This is a genomic window from Variovorax sucrosi (assembly GCF_051216635.1).
Classification (GTDB): Bacteria; Pseudomonadota; Gammaproteobacteria; order Burkholderiales; family Burkholderiaceae_C; genus Variovorax.
The window spans coordinates 198,114-210,742 of the sequence record NZ_JBPJZU010000009.1 but is presented as its reverse complement, the minus strand read 5'-3'; the positions used below and the strand labels follow the sequence as shown (position 1 = coordinate 210,742).

At 68.6% G+C, this 12,629-nt stretch carries 12 protein-coding genes; 2 read left to right on the top strand and 10 right to left on the bottom strand.

Features of this window, described 5'->3' with window-relative positions:
- Window position 1: 1 nt before the first annotated feature.
- The 5 genes from rlmN to ACSFBE_RS18685 form a co-directional block, all read right to left on the bottom strand.
- Window positions 2-1,138 carry a dual-specificity RNA methyltransferase RlmN gene (rlmN, locus tag ACSFBE_RS18705; protein ID WP_435491908.1) on the bottom strand — a complete coding sequence of 379 codons (1,137 nt, stop codon included), beginning with the start codon at window positions 1,136-1,138 and terminating at the stop codon, window positions 2-4.
- A 21-nt stretch (window positions 1,139-1,159) separates the two neighbouring features.
- Window positions 1,160-1,585 carry a nucleoside-diphosphate kinase gene (gene ndk / locus ACSFBE_RS18700; protein WP_435457000.1) on the bottom strand — a complete coding sequence of 142 codons (426 nt, stop codon included), beginning with the start codon at window positions 1,583-1,585 and terminating at the stop codon, window positions 1,160-1,162.
- A 151-nt stretch (window positions 1,586-1,736) separates the two neighbouring features.
- Complete coding sequence (locus ACSFBE_RS18695; protein WP_435491907.1) at window positions 1,737-3,416, bottom strand: pseudouridine synthase; 1,680 nt, start codon at window positions 3,414-3,416, stop codon at window positions 1,737-1,739.
- On the bottom strand, window positions 3,413-4,132 hold the full coding sequence (gene scpB / locus ACSFBE_RS18690; protein WP_435491906.1) for an SMC-Scp complex subunit ScpB: 720 nt from the start codon (window positions 4,130-4,132) through the stop codon (window positions 3,413-3,415). Before scpB ends, ACSFBE_RS18695 begins: the two co-directional genes overlap by 4 nt.
- 140 nt (window positions 4,133-4,272) lie before the next feature.
- On the bottom strand, window positions 4,273-5,271 hold the full coding sequence (locus ACSFBE_RS18685) for an RluA family pseudouridine synthase (RefSeq protein WP_435492005.1): 999 nt from the start codon (window positions 5,269-5,271) through the stop codon (window positions 4,273-4,275).
- A gap of 50 nt (window positions 5,272-5,321) precedes the next feature.
- Here ACSFBE_RS18685 and ACSFBE_RS18680 point away from each other — a divergent pair, with 50 nt between their 5' ends.
- A complete protein-coding gene (locus ACSFBE_RS18680; RefSeq protein WP_435491905.1) occupies window positions 5,322-6,131 on the top strand; it encodes an outer membrane protein assembly factor BamD in 810 nt (269 codons plus the stop codon).
- Between the two features lie 45 nt (window positions 6,132-6,176).
- On the opposite strand, the gene ACSFBE_RS18675 is transcribed toward ACSFBE_RS18680, so the two are convergent.
- The gene (locus ACSFBE_RS18675; RefSeq protein WP_435491904.1) at window positions 6,177-8,294 is read right to left on the bottom strand and encodes a DNA repair helicase YoaA; all 2,118 of its coding nucleotides are present in this window, start codon (window positions 8,292-8,294) and stop codon (window positions 6,177-6,179) included.
- On the bottom strand, window positions 8,294-8,497 hold the full coding sequence (locus tag ACSFBE_RS18670; RefSeq protein ID WP_435491903.1) for a DUF465 domain-containing protein: 204 nt from the start codon (window positions 8,495-8,497) through the stop codon (window positions 8,294-8,296). Before ACSFBE_RS18670 ends, ACSFBE_RS18675 begins: the two co-directional genes overlap by 1 nt.
- Window positions 8,498-8,629: 132 nt before the next feature.
- Between ACSFBE_RS18670 and ACSFBE_RS18665 the strand changes: the two genes are divergently transcribed.
- Window positions 8,630-9,409 (top strand): PP2C family protein-serine/threonine phosphatase, encoded by a 780-nt coding sequence (locus tag ACSFBE_RS18665; protein WP_435491902.1) that lies wholly within the window; start codon window positions 8,630-8,632, stop codon window positions 9,407-9,409.
- 36 nt (window positions 9,410-9,445) lie between these two features.
- On the opposite strand, the gene ACSFBE_RS18660 is transcribed toward ACSFBE_RS18665, so the two are convergent.
- The 3 genes from ACSFBE_RS18660 to lpdA are packed head-to-tail and all read right to left on the bottom strand — an operon-like array spanning window position 9,446 to window position 12,627.
- Entirely contained in the window at window positions 9,446-10,090 is a 645-nt protein-coding gene (locus tag ACSFBE_RS18660; protein ID WP_435491901.1) for a hypothetical protein, read from the bottom strand.
- Window position 10,091: 1 nt separating this feature from the next.
- Window positions 10,092-11,189 carry a cell division protein ZapE gene (gene zapE, locus ACSFBE_RS18655; protein WP_435491900.1) on the bottom strand — a complete coding sequence of 366 codons (1,098 nt, stop codon included), beginning with the start codon at window positions 11,187-11,189 and terminating at the stop codon, window positions 10,092-10,094.
- Window positions 11,190-11,193: 4 nt separating this feature from the next.
- A complete protein-coding gene (lpdA, locus tag ACSFBE_RS18650) occupies window positions 11,194-12,627 on the bottom strand; it encodes a dihydrolipoyl dehydrogenase (protein ID WP_435491899.1) in 1,434 nt (477 codons plus the stop codon).
- Window positions 12,628-12,629 lie beyond the last annotated feature (2 nt).

The following is a 12,629-nucleotide window of genomic DNA, read 5'->3' as shown; positions in this document are numbered from 1 at the left end:
TTCAATGCTCCTCGGAGGCCGCCGCGCGGACGGGGTGCAGCGTGACGATGCGACGCTGCGCCATGCGCTCGGCCGCATGGGTGCGGTCCTTGACGTCGCCGGCCAGCTGGCCGCAGGCGGCATCGATGTCGTCGCCGCGCGTCTTGCGCACGGTGGTCACGATGCCCGCTTCGCTCAGGGTGCGGGCAAAAGCCACCACCCTCGGCTGCGGCGAACGCAGCAGGCCCGACGCCGGGAAGGGGTTGAAAGGAATCAGGTTGAACTTGCACGAAATGCCGGTGCTGCGCACCAGCGCGACGAGTTGCTTCGCGTGCTCCGGCTGGTCGTTCACCCCGTCGAGCATGCAGTACTCGAAGGTGATGAAGTCGCGCGGCGCGTGCGCCAGGTAGCGCTTGCAGGCGTCGAGCAGTTCGGCGATCGGGTACTTGCGGTTGAGCGGCACCAGGTCGTCGCGCAGTGCATCGTTGGGCGCATGCAGCGACACCGCCATCGCCACCGGGCAGTCGGCACCGAGCCGGTCGATCATCGGGACCACGCCCGAGGTCGACACCGTCACGCGACGGCGCGACAGACCGTAGGCGTTGTCGTCGAGCATGGTGCGCAGCGCGGGCACCAACGCCGCATAGTTCTGAAGCGGCTCACCCATGCCCATCATCACGACGTTCGAGATGACGCGTTCGTCACGCTTCAAGTGCTTGCGCAGGAAGTGCTCGGCGAACCACAGCTGCGCCACGATCTCGCCGGTGCGCAGGTTGCGGCTGAAGCCCTGGTGCCCGGTGGAGCAGAAGCGGCAGCCGACGGCACAACCGGCCTGGGACGACACGCACAAGGTACCGCGGTCGTCCTCCGGAATGAAAACGGCTTCGACGGCATTGCCATCGCCCACGTCGAACAGCCACTTGATGGTGCCGTCGGCCGACTCGTGTTGGGTGATGACCGGCAGCGCCTCGATGCGCGCCGTGGTCGCCAGCTTCTCGCGCAGCGACTTGGCCAGGTCGGTCATCTGCGCGAAATCGCTCGCGCCACGCTGGTGGATCCAGCGGAAGAGCTGCGTCGCGCGGAAACGCTTTTCGCCCAGCTTTTCGCAAAACGCGGCCAACCCCTCCAGATCGAACTCGAGCAGGTTGACGGTCGTCATGAGATCGGCCGGGTAGCGGACTCAGCGTGCGTAGACGTTGAGGCCGGCGAAGAAGAACGAGATTTCGTTGGCAGCGGTTTCCGGTGCGTCCGAACCGTGCACGGCGTTGGCGTCGATGCTGTCGGCGAAGTCGGCACGGATGGTGCCGGCGGCAGCCTTCTTCGGATCGGTGGCGCCCATCAGGTCGCGGTTCTTGGCGATGGCGTTGTCGCCTTCGAGCACTTGCACGAACACCGGGCCGGAGATCATGAACTCGACCAGGTCCTTGAAGAACGGGCGGGCGCTATGCACGGCGTAGAACTGCTCGGCTTCGGCGCGCGAAAGGTGCACCAGCTTGGCGGCAGCGATCTTGAGGCCGGCGGCTTCAAAGCGGGAGACGATCTTGCCGATGACGTTCTTGGCGACGGCGTCGGGCTTGATGATGGAGAGGGTGCGTTCGATGGCCATGGAGAAGTTGCTTCCTGAGCAGTTGATGTCGAAATGAGGTCCGCCGCGGCGCCGCCAGCGCAGCCCGCGACCTTGACAAAGCCTCTGATTTTAACCGGCGCGCCGCAGGCGCCCGGCTGAAAGACCGCGAAAACCGCGGTCCTGAACAGTTTTAACGGCCGCGGCGGCGGCCACCGCCGGAACCGCCCGGCCCGCCGCCGCCGAAGCCGCCACCACCCGGGCCGCCCCGGCGCGGCCCTTGACGCTGCTCCTTGCGCTGGCGCGAGAAGCTGTCGGCGCCGATGTAGCCCAGTGATGTCTTCATCGGATCGGGCTGCGCACCGCCTGGCGCGCGGTCTTCACCGCCCGCGCGACCCTGCCCCGGCTGGCCCTGGCCCTTGTTGTTGCGACGCCCCTGCGGCGGGCCGCCGGCGTTGCCGCCACGGCCCCGATCGCCGCGCGCGGCCTGGCCGCCGCCCGGATTGGGCATCGGCGGACCGCCCGCATTGCCACCATTGCGGCCGCCGCGGCGCTTGTTGTTGCCGCGACCGTTGCGGCCGCCACCCTCGGCACCTGGCTCGCGCGGACCCGGCGCCGGCCGCGGCGCACCGCCACCGGCCGCCTGGAACAACGAGCGGATGTCGCGCTCGTCCAGTTCCATCCAGGCGCCGCGCTTGAGGCCGCGTGGCAGCACCATGGCGCCATAGCGGATGCGGATCAGCCGGCTCACCGCATGGCCGACCGACTCGAACAACCGGCGCACCTCGCGGTTGCGGCCTTCGGAGATGGTGACGCGGTACCAGTGGTTAGAGCCTTCGCCGCCGCCCTCTTCGATGGTGCCGAACTGGGCCATGCCGTCGTCCAGGCGCACGCCTTCGAGCAGCTTCTTCTTCTCTTCGGCGTTGATCGCGCCGAGCACGCGCACCGCGTACTCGCGCTCCAGGCCGAAGCGCGGATGCATCAGCTGATTGGCGAGCTCGCCCGAGCTGGTGAAGAGCAGCAGGCCTTCGGTGTTCAGGTCCAGCCGCCCGACGGACTGCCACTTGCCCTGCACCAGGCGCGGCAGCTTGCGGAACACGGTCGGCCGGTTCTGCGGGTCGTCGTGGGTGACGACTTCGCCGATGGGCTTGTGGTAGGCGATGACCCGGGCCGGCGGCGGTGCGATCCGGTAGCGGATCGGCTTGCCGTTGATCTTGACCTGGTCGCCGTACTGGATGCGCTGGCCGATGTGGGCCGGCTCACCGTTGACCGAGATGCGGCCCTGCAGGATGAGCGCTTCCATCTCGAGCCGCGAACCCAGGCCGGCCTGGGCCAGCACCTTGTGCAGCTTGGGCGAATCGGCCTCGGGCAGCAGCACGCGCTTGAGCGGCGGCACTTCCGGGCTTTCCTCGTCGGCGTCGAACTGGCCGGAGATGACGTCGGCGAAGCGGATCGGCTCGGTCGGCGGCGCATTGCGACGCTCGCGGTCGGCAAGGCGTTTGGCGCGATCGAGTTCGTCCTCGTCGTCGCCCTCTTCGTCTTCGTCGTCCTCGTCGTCATCGGAGGTCTCGTCACCCTCCTCGCCGCGCACTGGAGCGCCGACGGCAGGCTGAAGCGCAGGCCGGGCGACCGCGGGCGCCTCAACGACGGGCGCAGCGGCCGGCTCTGCTGGGGCCGCAGGCGCCGCGTCGGTGGCCGCCTCGCCGTCATCCGCCAGCGGCGTCTCGGCGACGGGTTTCGGCTTGCGCGGGCGGCGCTTGCGCGGCGCAGCGGCGTCGCCCTCCGGCACGCCGGCCGCAGCAGCGCCGGCCTTGTCGTCGGGAAGGGCTTCGACAGGCGGGATCACCGCGTCGTCGGGTTCGGAGGAGCTCATGTGGGTGTTCCGGGGGGCGCAGTGGGTGCGTCGGGTACGTCGGGTGCGTCGGGGTCGTCGAGGCCGGTCGGCTCGATCGGGGTGTCGGATTCCGCGGCGGCGGCGGCCGCATCCGCCTCTTCGGCCGTCGGGCCCTCCATTGGCAGCGCCGGCTGGTCCGGGCTGACGGCCTCGGCCAGTGCGTCGAGCAGCGCGCCTTGCTGGGCCGGCGATTCGATCACCGGCAGCTGGTCGAGCGAGGCAAGCCCGAGGTCGTCGAGGAACTGCCGCGTGGTCGCGTACAACGCGGGGCGGCCGACGGTTTCGCGGTGGCCGATGACCTCGACCCAGTTGCGGTCCTCGAGTTGCTTCAGGATTTGCGAGTTGATCGTGACGCCGCGTATGTCTTCCATGTCGCCGCGGGTGACCGGCTGGCGGTAGGCAATGATGGCCAGCGTCTCGAGCGCGGCGCGGGTGTAGCGCGGCGGCTTTTCGGGGTGCAGGCGGTCGAGGTGGTCGCGCATTTCGGGCCGGCTCTGAAAGCGCCAGCCACTGCCCACGCTCACCAGCTCGAGGCCGCGCTGGGTCCAGTCGTCCTGCAGTTCGGTCAGCAGCGACTTGATCGTGTCCGCGCCCAGTTCGTCGTCGAACAGAACGCGCAGTTCGCGCACCGGCAGGGGCTGCGTCGAACAGATCAAGGCGGTTTCAAGAATGCGCTTGGCATCCGCCGTATTCATGGTTCGCGTTATCCGGGAAAAGGCGCCAGGTGGCGCACGTTCAAGTGGATGGAGAGTCTCGTGATGGAGAAGCGGCGCTGCCGGCACGCGGCGGGCAGAACGCAAGGCCGGCATCGAAGGCCGGCGGGGCCCTCGGGCCGTCAGGCGCGATTGTAGTCCAGCCCCCAGGTCTCGAAGGCCTGGACCAGATCCGGTGGCGGCGGGGACAAAAAGACCATCGGCGCCTGCGTCTGCGGATGCACGAAGGCCAGGCGGAAGGCGTGCAGCGCCTGTCGTGCCAGGCCCGCCGCCGGGGCGCCACCGTAGAGCGCGTCGCCGACCAGCGGATGGCCGATGGACGCCATGTGGACGCGGATCTGGTGGGTGCGGCCGGTCTCCAGCGTGCAGCGCACCGCACAGCCATCGGCGGTGCCGTCCAGCCGCTCGATCAGGGTGCGCGCCGTCTTGCCAGGATGGCGCTGCAGATCGACCACGGCCATGCGCAGGCGATTGCGCGGGTCGCGGCCGATCGGCGCATCGACCTGCCGCGCGGCGGCGCCCTGCCACGGCCGATGCGCCATGGCGAGGTACTGGCGCGAGACCTCGCGCGCGGCGATCAACTGCACCAGGGCGTCCATGGTGGCCCGCGTGCGGGCCACGACCATCAGGCCGCTGGTGTCGCGGTCGAGCCGGTGCACGATGCCTGCGCGCGGCAGCAGTGCCGCCTGCGGATCGAGCGCCAGCAGGCCATTGAGCAGGGTGCCGCTCCAGTGGCCGGGCGCGGGGTGCACGACCAGCCCGGCCGGCTTGTCGATGACCCGCAGGTGGGCGTCCTCGTGCACCACCCGCAGCAGCATCGGCTCGGCCTTGAAGGCCTGGCTTTGCGGCGTGGGACGCAGCTCGATCTGCCCCGCCTCGCCGGCATGCACCGTCACCGAGGGCTTGGTCACGATCCGGCCCCGCAGTGTGACGGCGCTGGCGTCGATCAATTGCTGCAGGTAGCTGCGCGAGAACTCGGGAACCAAAATGGCCAGCGCACGGTCCAGACGTTGGCCGTGCTGCGCCGTGCCAATGGCAAAGGCCCGCACCTCGCTGGTCTCGCCGAGATCGACACTTTCGTCGGCCTCGTTCGCGTCAGGGCCGCCCAGGGCTTCATCCAGAGGGTCGGTCGATATAATTGAAGGTACTTGTTTCAAGAAAGCTTCATGTGATGTTTCGCGCCAAATTATCGGTTGTCCCCGCGTGGACGGCGCTCGTTGCGGCCGCGTGGCTCGTCGCCGGCTGCTCGACCACCAAGGTCGACGAGACGGCCAACTGGAGCCCCAACAAGATCTACAGCGAAGCCAAGGACGAAGCCGGCTCCGGCGCCTACGACAAGGCGATCCCCTTGTACGAGAAGCTCGAGGGCCGCGCGGCCGGTACGCCGCTGGCCCAGCAGGCACAGTTGGAAAAGGCCTACGCGCAGTACAAGGCAGGCGAGAAGCCAGCCGCCATCGCGACGATCGACCGCTTCATGAAGCTGCACCCGGCCAGCCCGGCGCTGGACTATGCGCTGTACCTCAAGGGCATCATCAACTTCAACGACGACCTGGGCATGTTCGCGTTCCTCACGCGCCAGGACCTGTCCGAGCGCGACCAGAAGGCGGCCAAGGAATCGTTCCAGGCCTTCAAGGAACTGGTCACCCGCTTCCCCGATTCGCGTTACACCCCGGACGCCCGGCAGCGCATGAACTACGTGGTCAATTCGCTGGCCCAGTACGAAGTGCATGTGGCGCGCTACTACTACCAGCGCGGCGCCTACCTGGCGGCCATCAACCGGGCCCAGCTGGCCCTGGCGGACTACCGCGAAGTGCCGGCCCTCGAAGAGGCGCTCTACATCATGGTCCAGTCGTACGACAAGCTGGGGCTCAACGACCTGCGCGACGATGCCAAGCGCGTCCTGACCACCAACTACCCGCAAAGCGAGTACCTGACACGCGGCTTCCGCAGCAAGGACGATCCGTGGTGGAAGGTCTGGTAAGCATCTGGTGAGCGCGCACCGCGTCTCACCTCCGCTGCTGGCCAGTTAGCGCGGCAGCGCCTCGAGCGCAGCGTCGAAATCCGCTTCGCTGTCCAGCCGCCGCATCGGCGGCAAGGCGGCGATCAGCCGCCGGCCGTAGCCCATGCTGACCAGCCGGGTGTCGCAGATCGCCAGCACGCCCACATCGGTTTCGCGCCGGATGAGCCGGCCGGCGCCCTGCTTCAGCGCCACCGCGGCTTCGGGCAGCGAGTAGTCACCGAAGGCGTTGCGGCCTTCTGCCTCCAGCCGCTGCGAGCGCGCCTCGACCAGCGGATCGTTCGGCGGCGGAAAGGGCAGCTTGTCGATCACCACCAGTTGCAGCGCATCGCCGGGTGCGTCGAAACCTTCCCAGAAGGAGGCCGATGCCACCAGCACGCAGCCGCTGCCGCCCTGCCCGTCGCCGGCCCGAAAGCGATCCATCAGGACGCGCTTGGGCAGTTCGCCCTGCACCAGCACCGCCGGGCGGCGATCGCTCTCCACCTGTTCGAGCTGCTGCCGGATCGCGTCGCCGATGGTGCGCAACGCCCGCAGCGTGGTGGTCAGCACCAGCGTGCGCCCGCCCAGCGTCGCTGCGCCGCGCGCCGCCAGCCGCGCGACCTCGGCGCCATGCGACGGATCGTTGGGCTTGGGAAAGGCGCGCGGCACATAGAGCGCCGCCTGCTCGGCGTAGTCGAACGGGCTCTGCACTCGCAGCACCTCGGCGTCGGTCAGGCCGCAGGGCTCGGTGAACCAGCGCAGCCGCGGGTCGTCGCCGAGCGTGGCCGAGGTGAAGATCCAGGCGCGACCGCCGTCCTCGGCCTCCGCGGCGCCCTTCTTCAGCACCCGCGTGCGAACCGCCTCGGCGATGTCCAGCGGCGACTCGACCAGCCGCAGCTGCGTACCGACGTCGACCCAGCGCACCGAGCCGAGCGCACAGGGCTGCACGAAGCGTGCGGCCCGCTCGGCCAGCTGCTCGGCCCGCTCGTGCAGGCGAACGAAGTCGGGCGAGATCTCGCTCACGGTGGCGAGCGCGTCGGCGGCCTGCTCGAAGGCCTCCTGCAGGTCGCCCAGCGCGCCCTGCCACAGCGTCGGCGCCAGGCCTTCCGGCGCGTCGCCGGCCCAGCGCAGCTTGGCACCCGGCCATTGCTTGCCGGCAGCCAGCCGAAGTTCGCGCGCCGCACGCTCGACCTCGGCCACGCGCTGCGTCCAGTCGGCCAGCCCGCGCGCGTGCTGCAGGCCGGCCGCCAGCACGTCGCGTGCGAAATCGAGTGCCTGGCCAGTACCGAACTGCACGCCCAGGAACTGCACGCCGGTCTCGTTGAGCTGGTGTGCCTCGTCGAACACCACCACACGCACCGACGGCAGCAACTCGGCCATGCCCGATTCGCGCACCGCCAGGTCGGCGAAGAACAGGTGGTGGTTGATGACCACCACGTCGGCCGCCAGCGCCTCGCGCCGCGCGAGGTTGACGTGGCAGGGCTTGAACTGCGGGCACTGCGCGCCCAGGCAGTTGTCGCGCGTCGAGGTGATCAGCGGGATGAGCGGCGATCGCTCGTCCAGCCCTGGCAACTCGGCCAGGTCACCGGTGCGGGTGGCCTTGGACCACTGCTCGATCTTGGCCAGCGTGCGCAGGCTGCCGCGTTCCGGCGAGGTGTCGTGGCGCGCCAGGTCGAGCCGGTGCAGGCACAGGTAGCTGGCCCGACCCTTGAGCAGCGCGGTGCGCACCGGCAGCTTCAAGGCATCGACCAGGCGCGGCAGGTCGCGGCCGAAGAGCTGGTCCTGCAGCGTCTTGGTGGCGGTCGACAGCAGCACGCGCTCGCCGCTCAGCAGGGCCGGCACCAGGTAGGAAAAGGTCTTGCCGACACCGGTGCCGGCTTCGACCACCAGTTCGCCGCCGTCGACGATGGTGCGTGCGACGGCCAGCGCCATCTGCGTCTGCCCTTCACGCTCCCGGAACTGATCGGCCGCGTGCGACAGCACGCCGTCCGGCGCGAAGACCGCGCGCACCTCGTCGACCAGCGCCGCCGGCTTGCGCGACGTCGGCCCGGGTGGCGGGGCCCCGCCGAGCAGCGCGTCGAGGTTGTCCTCGTCGCCATCGCCATCGCCATCGCCGTCCCCCTCGAAGGCGAGCTTGCCGGGGACCATCAGGCGGGCTCTTGCGGCTCGACCGAACGCTCGACGCGCGCGATCTGGTCGCGCAGCGCGAGTCGCCGCTTCTTGAGGCGACGCAGCAGCAGCTCGTCTTGCGGCAGGACCTCGCCCAGTCGGTCGATGCTCGCGTTCAGGTCGGCGTGCGCCATGCGCAGCTCGATCAAATGGCGGGACGGGGAATGGAGATTGAAGTCCAAGGGAGATGGGGGATTCGGAATTCGCAACGCCGGTGGCCGGCGCAGCCGACGTCGATACGGCTTCGCTCGATAATACGTCGCCGCTCCCTCTTCCCCGACGCCTTTCAACCGCGCCCCCGGCGCATCCGCGCCATGACACGAGGTTTCCGACTTTCCGCCGCCACCGGCCTGCACAAGGGCGACCGCGCCTACCAGCAGGACCAGGTGGCGATGATCAGCCATCCGCGCGCGGTCGGTTGCGTGCTGGGCATCGTTGCCGACGGCATGGGTGGCCGCAGTGGCGGCCGCAAGGCCTCGGACCAGGTGCTGATGACAGCCAACCAGTTGTTCGCCCGCTACCGCCCCGACCGCGATGACGCCGGAGCGCTGCTGCGGCAGATGCTGGAAGACGCGCACACCGTCATCAAGCTGACGGCCCTGTCGAGCGAACAGGAGCCGCACAGCACCCTGGCCGCGTTCCTGGTGAACCCGAGCGGCGGCTGCGCCTGGATCCACGCCGGCGATTCGCGCATTTACCACTTCCGCCGCGAGCGGCTGGTGGAACGCACCCGCGACCATTCCTACGTGCAGGTGCTGATAGACCGCGGTGAGATCACCGAACGCGAGGCCAACGTGCATCCGCAGGGAAACATCCTGCTCGGCTGCCTCGGCATGACGAGCACGCCGCCGCCGGTCGACCTGCATTTCATCCCGCAGCTCGAGCCCGGCGACGTGCTGATGGCCTGCAGCGACGGCCTCTGGCACTACTTCAGCCCCCAGGAACTCGGTGGCGTGCTCGCCACCCAGCCGCCGCGCATGGCGGTCGAGATGCTGGTGAACGAAGCCCGACGGCGCGCCCGCGGCACCGGGGACAACCTGTCGCTGGTCGTGCTGAAGGTCGAGCCGCTGCCGAAGGAAGATACCGCGGCCTGACGACCGCCTAGCCCGCCACTGGGGCCTCAGGAAGGCTCAGGGAGGTGGCGACAGCGGGGCCGAACGGGGCTTCGTGCGCTCGGTGTTCTGCCGCTCGCGTTCGGCCCGATGCTCCGCGGCCTTCTGCAACTTGCGCTCGTAGCGCGCGCGCTCGGCCGGCGCTTCGGCCTTCAGGCGCGCGGCCTTGGCCTGCTCCTCGGCCTGGGTGCGCTGCTTGTCTTCGAAGCGGCGCCGGTTCGCTTCGGCTTCCGCCGCCACGTCGGCACGGCTCTTCGCATGGTCGGCGGCGCGCTGCTCCCGCCCCTGCTGCGACTGGCGGGCCTTCTCCTGCTCGACCGGGTCGTCCTGCGCGCGTGGAGGCGCCTTGTCGAGGCGCTCGAGCTGTGCAGCGGCGCGGCGCTTGCGTTCCATGTCGTTCAGGTCGGCCTCCTGCCGCTTGATGCCGTCTTCGACCGTCCGACGCTTGCGCCGGCTCTCCTGCAGGCAATCCTCCACCGCGAAACGCTGGTAGCAGGCCGTCCGCTCGGTCTTGGCGCGCTCCACCGATTCGGCTCGCTCTTTCGACAAGCGGGCGCGCTCGGCCTCCATGTCGACATTGCCGGCGGCCGCATTGGTCTGGGCCCAGGTCGGCATGCCGGCGGCCACGAGTGCGATGCAGAGAAGAAGTTTCTTGAAGCTCATGTCAGGTGAGACGCGTATCGACCGTCCGGCGTTCCAGCGCCAGGAACTCCGCCGACTGCATTTCCGTCAGCCGGGACACCGTGCGCGGGAACTCGTGGGCCAGCGGGCCCTCGGTGTACAACGCCTCCGGCGGGACCGCCGCCGACACGATGAGCTTGACCCGGCGGTCGTAGAACACGTCGACCAGCCAGGTGAAACGGCGCGCTTCCGAGGCCCGAGCCACCGTCATCTGTGGCACGTCGGACAGCAGCACGGTGTGGAACTGGGTCGCGATCTCCAGGTAGTCGTTCTGCGAGCGCGGGCCGCCGCAGAGCGTCTTGAAGTCGAACCAGACCAGCCCGCCGGCCTTGCGACGGGCCTGAATCTCGCGCGCCTCGATGTGCAGTACCGAATCTTCGTCGGCGCTCTCCGCGAGCCTGTTGAAGGCAACCGTCATTTCCTGATCGGCCTCGGGGCCGTTGGGCGTGAGGTACAGCCGCACCTGTTCGAGCGTGCGGCGCCGGTAGTCAGTGCCGTTGTCGACGCTCAGCACCTCGAGCTTCTCGTTCAGCAGCGCAATGGCCGGCAGGATGCGGTCGCGGTGCAGGCCGTCCGGGTACAGGTCGTCCGGCTTGAAATTGGAGGTGGTGACGAAGCCCACGCCGTTCTCGAACAGCGCGACCAGCAGCCGGTGCAGGATCATCGCATCGGTGATGTCGGCGACGTGGAACTCGTCGAAGCAGATCAACTTGTAGCGCTTGGAAATCCGCTTGCCGAGTTCGTCCAGCGGATTGACGATGCCCTGCAGGTCCGCCAACTCGCGGTGCACTTCGCGCATGAACTCGTGGAAATGCAGCCGCGTCTTGCGCTTGATCGGCACGGCGTTGAAGAAGCAGTCCATCAGGAAGCTCTTGCCGCGGCCGACCCCGCCGTACATGTAGACGCCGCGTGGCACGTCCGGGCGGTTGATGATCTTCTTCAGCGCATTGGAACGCCGCGCCTTGTAGGCCGCCCACTCGTTGGCGCAGCGCTCCAGCGCGGCCACCGCGCGCAGTTGCGCGGGGTCGCTCTGGAAGCCACGCGAGGCGAGTTCTGCCTCGTACGCTTGCTGGACGCTCAAAGGATCAGAAGTTCAGCGTGCGCTTGTCGACGGCGAGCGCCGCTTCCTTCGTCGCTTCGGACAGCGACGGGTGCGCGTGGCAGATGCGGGCGATGTCTTCGGCGCTGGCCTTGAACTCCATCGCCACGACGGCTTCGGAGATCAGCTCGCTGACCTGCGGGCCCACCATGTGCACGCCGAGGATCTCGTCCGTGGTTGCATCGGCCAGGAACTTGACCATGCCGGTCGTGTCGCCCAGCGCGCGCGCCCGACCGTTCGCGAGGAACGGGAAGGTGCCGGCCTTGTAGGCACGGCCGCTGGCCTTGAGCTGCTGCTCGGTCTGGCCGACCCACGCGATTTCCGGCGAGGTGTAGATCACCCACGGGATCGTGTTGAAGTTGACGTGCCCATGCTGGCCGGCAATGCGCTCGGCCACGGCCACGCCCTCTTCTTCTGCCTTGTGCGCCAGCATCGGGCCGCGCACCACGTCGCCGATCGCCCAGACGTTCGGCAGGTTGGTCTTGCAGGCATCGTCCACCGTGATGGCGCCGCGCTCGTCCAGCGCCAGGCCCACGGCTTCGGCGTTCAGGCCGATGGTGTTGGGCACGCGGCCGATCGAGACGATCAGCTTGTCGACGTCGAGCGACACCGCTTCGCCCTTGGCGTTGGTGTAGGCGACGCTGACACCCTTCTTGCCGGTCTTGACCTCGCCGACCTTCACGCCGAGTTCGATCTTCAGGCCCTGCTTGTCGAAGGCCTTCTTGGCTTCCTTGGCGATCTGGTCGTCGACCGCGCCCAGGAAGGTCGGTAGGCCTTCGAGCACGGTGACTTCGGCACCGAAGCGGCGCCAGACCGAGCCCATTTCGAGGCCGATCACGCCGGAGCCGATCAGCGCCAGCTTCTTGGGCACCGCGCCGACGCGCAGCGCGCCGTCGTTCGACAGGATGTTCTCTTCGTCGAACGGTGCACCCGGCAGCGCACGGGCATTGGAGCCCGTGGCGACGATGATGTGCTTACCGACGATCGACTCTTCGGCAGCGCCCGCGACCTTGATCTCGTAGCCACCGTCGGCGGCCTTCACGAAGGAGGCACGGCCATGGAAGGACGTGATCTTGTTCTTCTTGAAGAGGTAGGTAATGCCGTCGTTGTTCTGCTTCACGACCTGGTCCTTGCGGGCCAGCATCTTGCCGACGTCGAGCTCCAGGCCCTTCACGTTGATCCCGTGGTCGGCGAAGTGCTTGCCGGCATGCTCGTAATGCTCGGACGATTGCAGCAACGCCTTCGACGGAATGCAGCCGATGTTGGTGCAGGTGCCGCCCAGGGCGGGGCCGCCCTTGGCGTTCTTCCATTCGTCGACACAGGCGACGTTGAAGCCGAGTTGCGCCGCACGGATGGCGGCTATATAGCCGCCGGGGCCGCCGCCGATGACGATGACGTCGAATTGCTTGGTATCAGCCATCT

Bases quoted from the DNA above. Each gene is read 5' to 3' on its own strand.
- lpdA (WP_435491899.1), bottom strand. From the start codon at position 12,627: ATGGCTGATACCAAGCAATTCGACGTCATCGTCATCGGCGGCGGCCCC.
- rlmN (WP_435491908.1), bottom strand. From the start codon at position 1,138: ATGACGACCGTCAACCTGCTCGAGTTCGATCTGGAGGGGTTGGCCGCG.
- ACSFBE_RS18665 (WP_435491902.1), top strand. From the start codon at position 8,630: ATGACACGAGGTTTCCGACTTTCCGCCGCCACCGGCCTGCACAAGGGC.
- ACSFBE_RS18695 (WP_435491907.1), bottom strand. From the start codon at position 3,416: ATGAGCTCCTCCGAACCCGACGACGCGGTGATCCCGCCTGTCGAAGCC.
- ACSFBE_RS18675 (WP_435491904.1), bottom strand. From the start codon at position 8,294: ATGGTCCCCGGCAAGCTCGCCTTCGAGGGGGACGGCGATGGCGATGGC.
- scpB (WP_435491906.1), bottom strand. From the start codon at position 4,132: ATGAATACGGCGGATGCCAAGCGCATTCTTGAAACCGCCTTGATCTGT.
- ACSFBE_RS18660 (WP_435491901.1), bottom strand. From the start codon at position 10,090: ATGAGCTTCAAGAAACTTCTTCTCTGCATCGCACTCGTGGCCGCCGGC.
- ACSFBE_RS18680 (WP_435491905.1), top strand. From the start codon at position 5,322: ATGTTTCGCGCCAAATTATCGGTTGTCCCCGCGTGGACGGCGCTCGTT.
- ndk (WP_435457000.1), bottom strand. From the start codon at position 1,585: ATGGCCATCGAACGCACCCTCTCCATCATCAAGCCCGACGCCGTCGCC.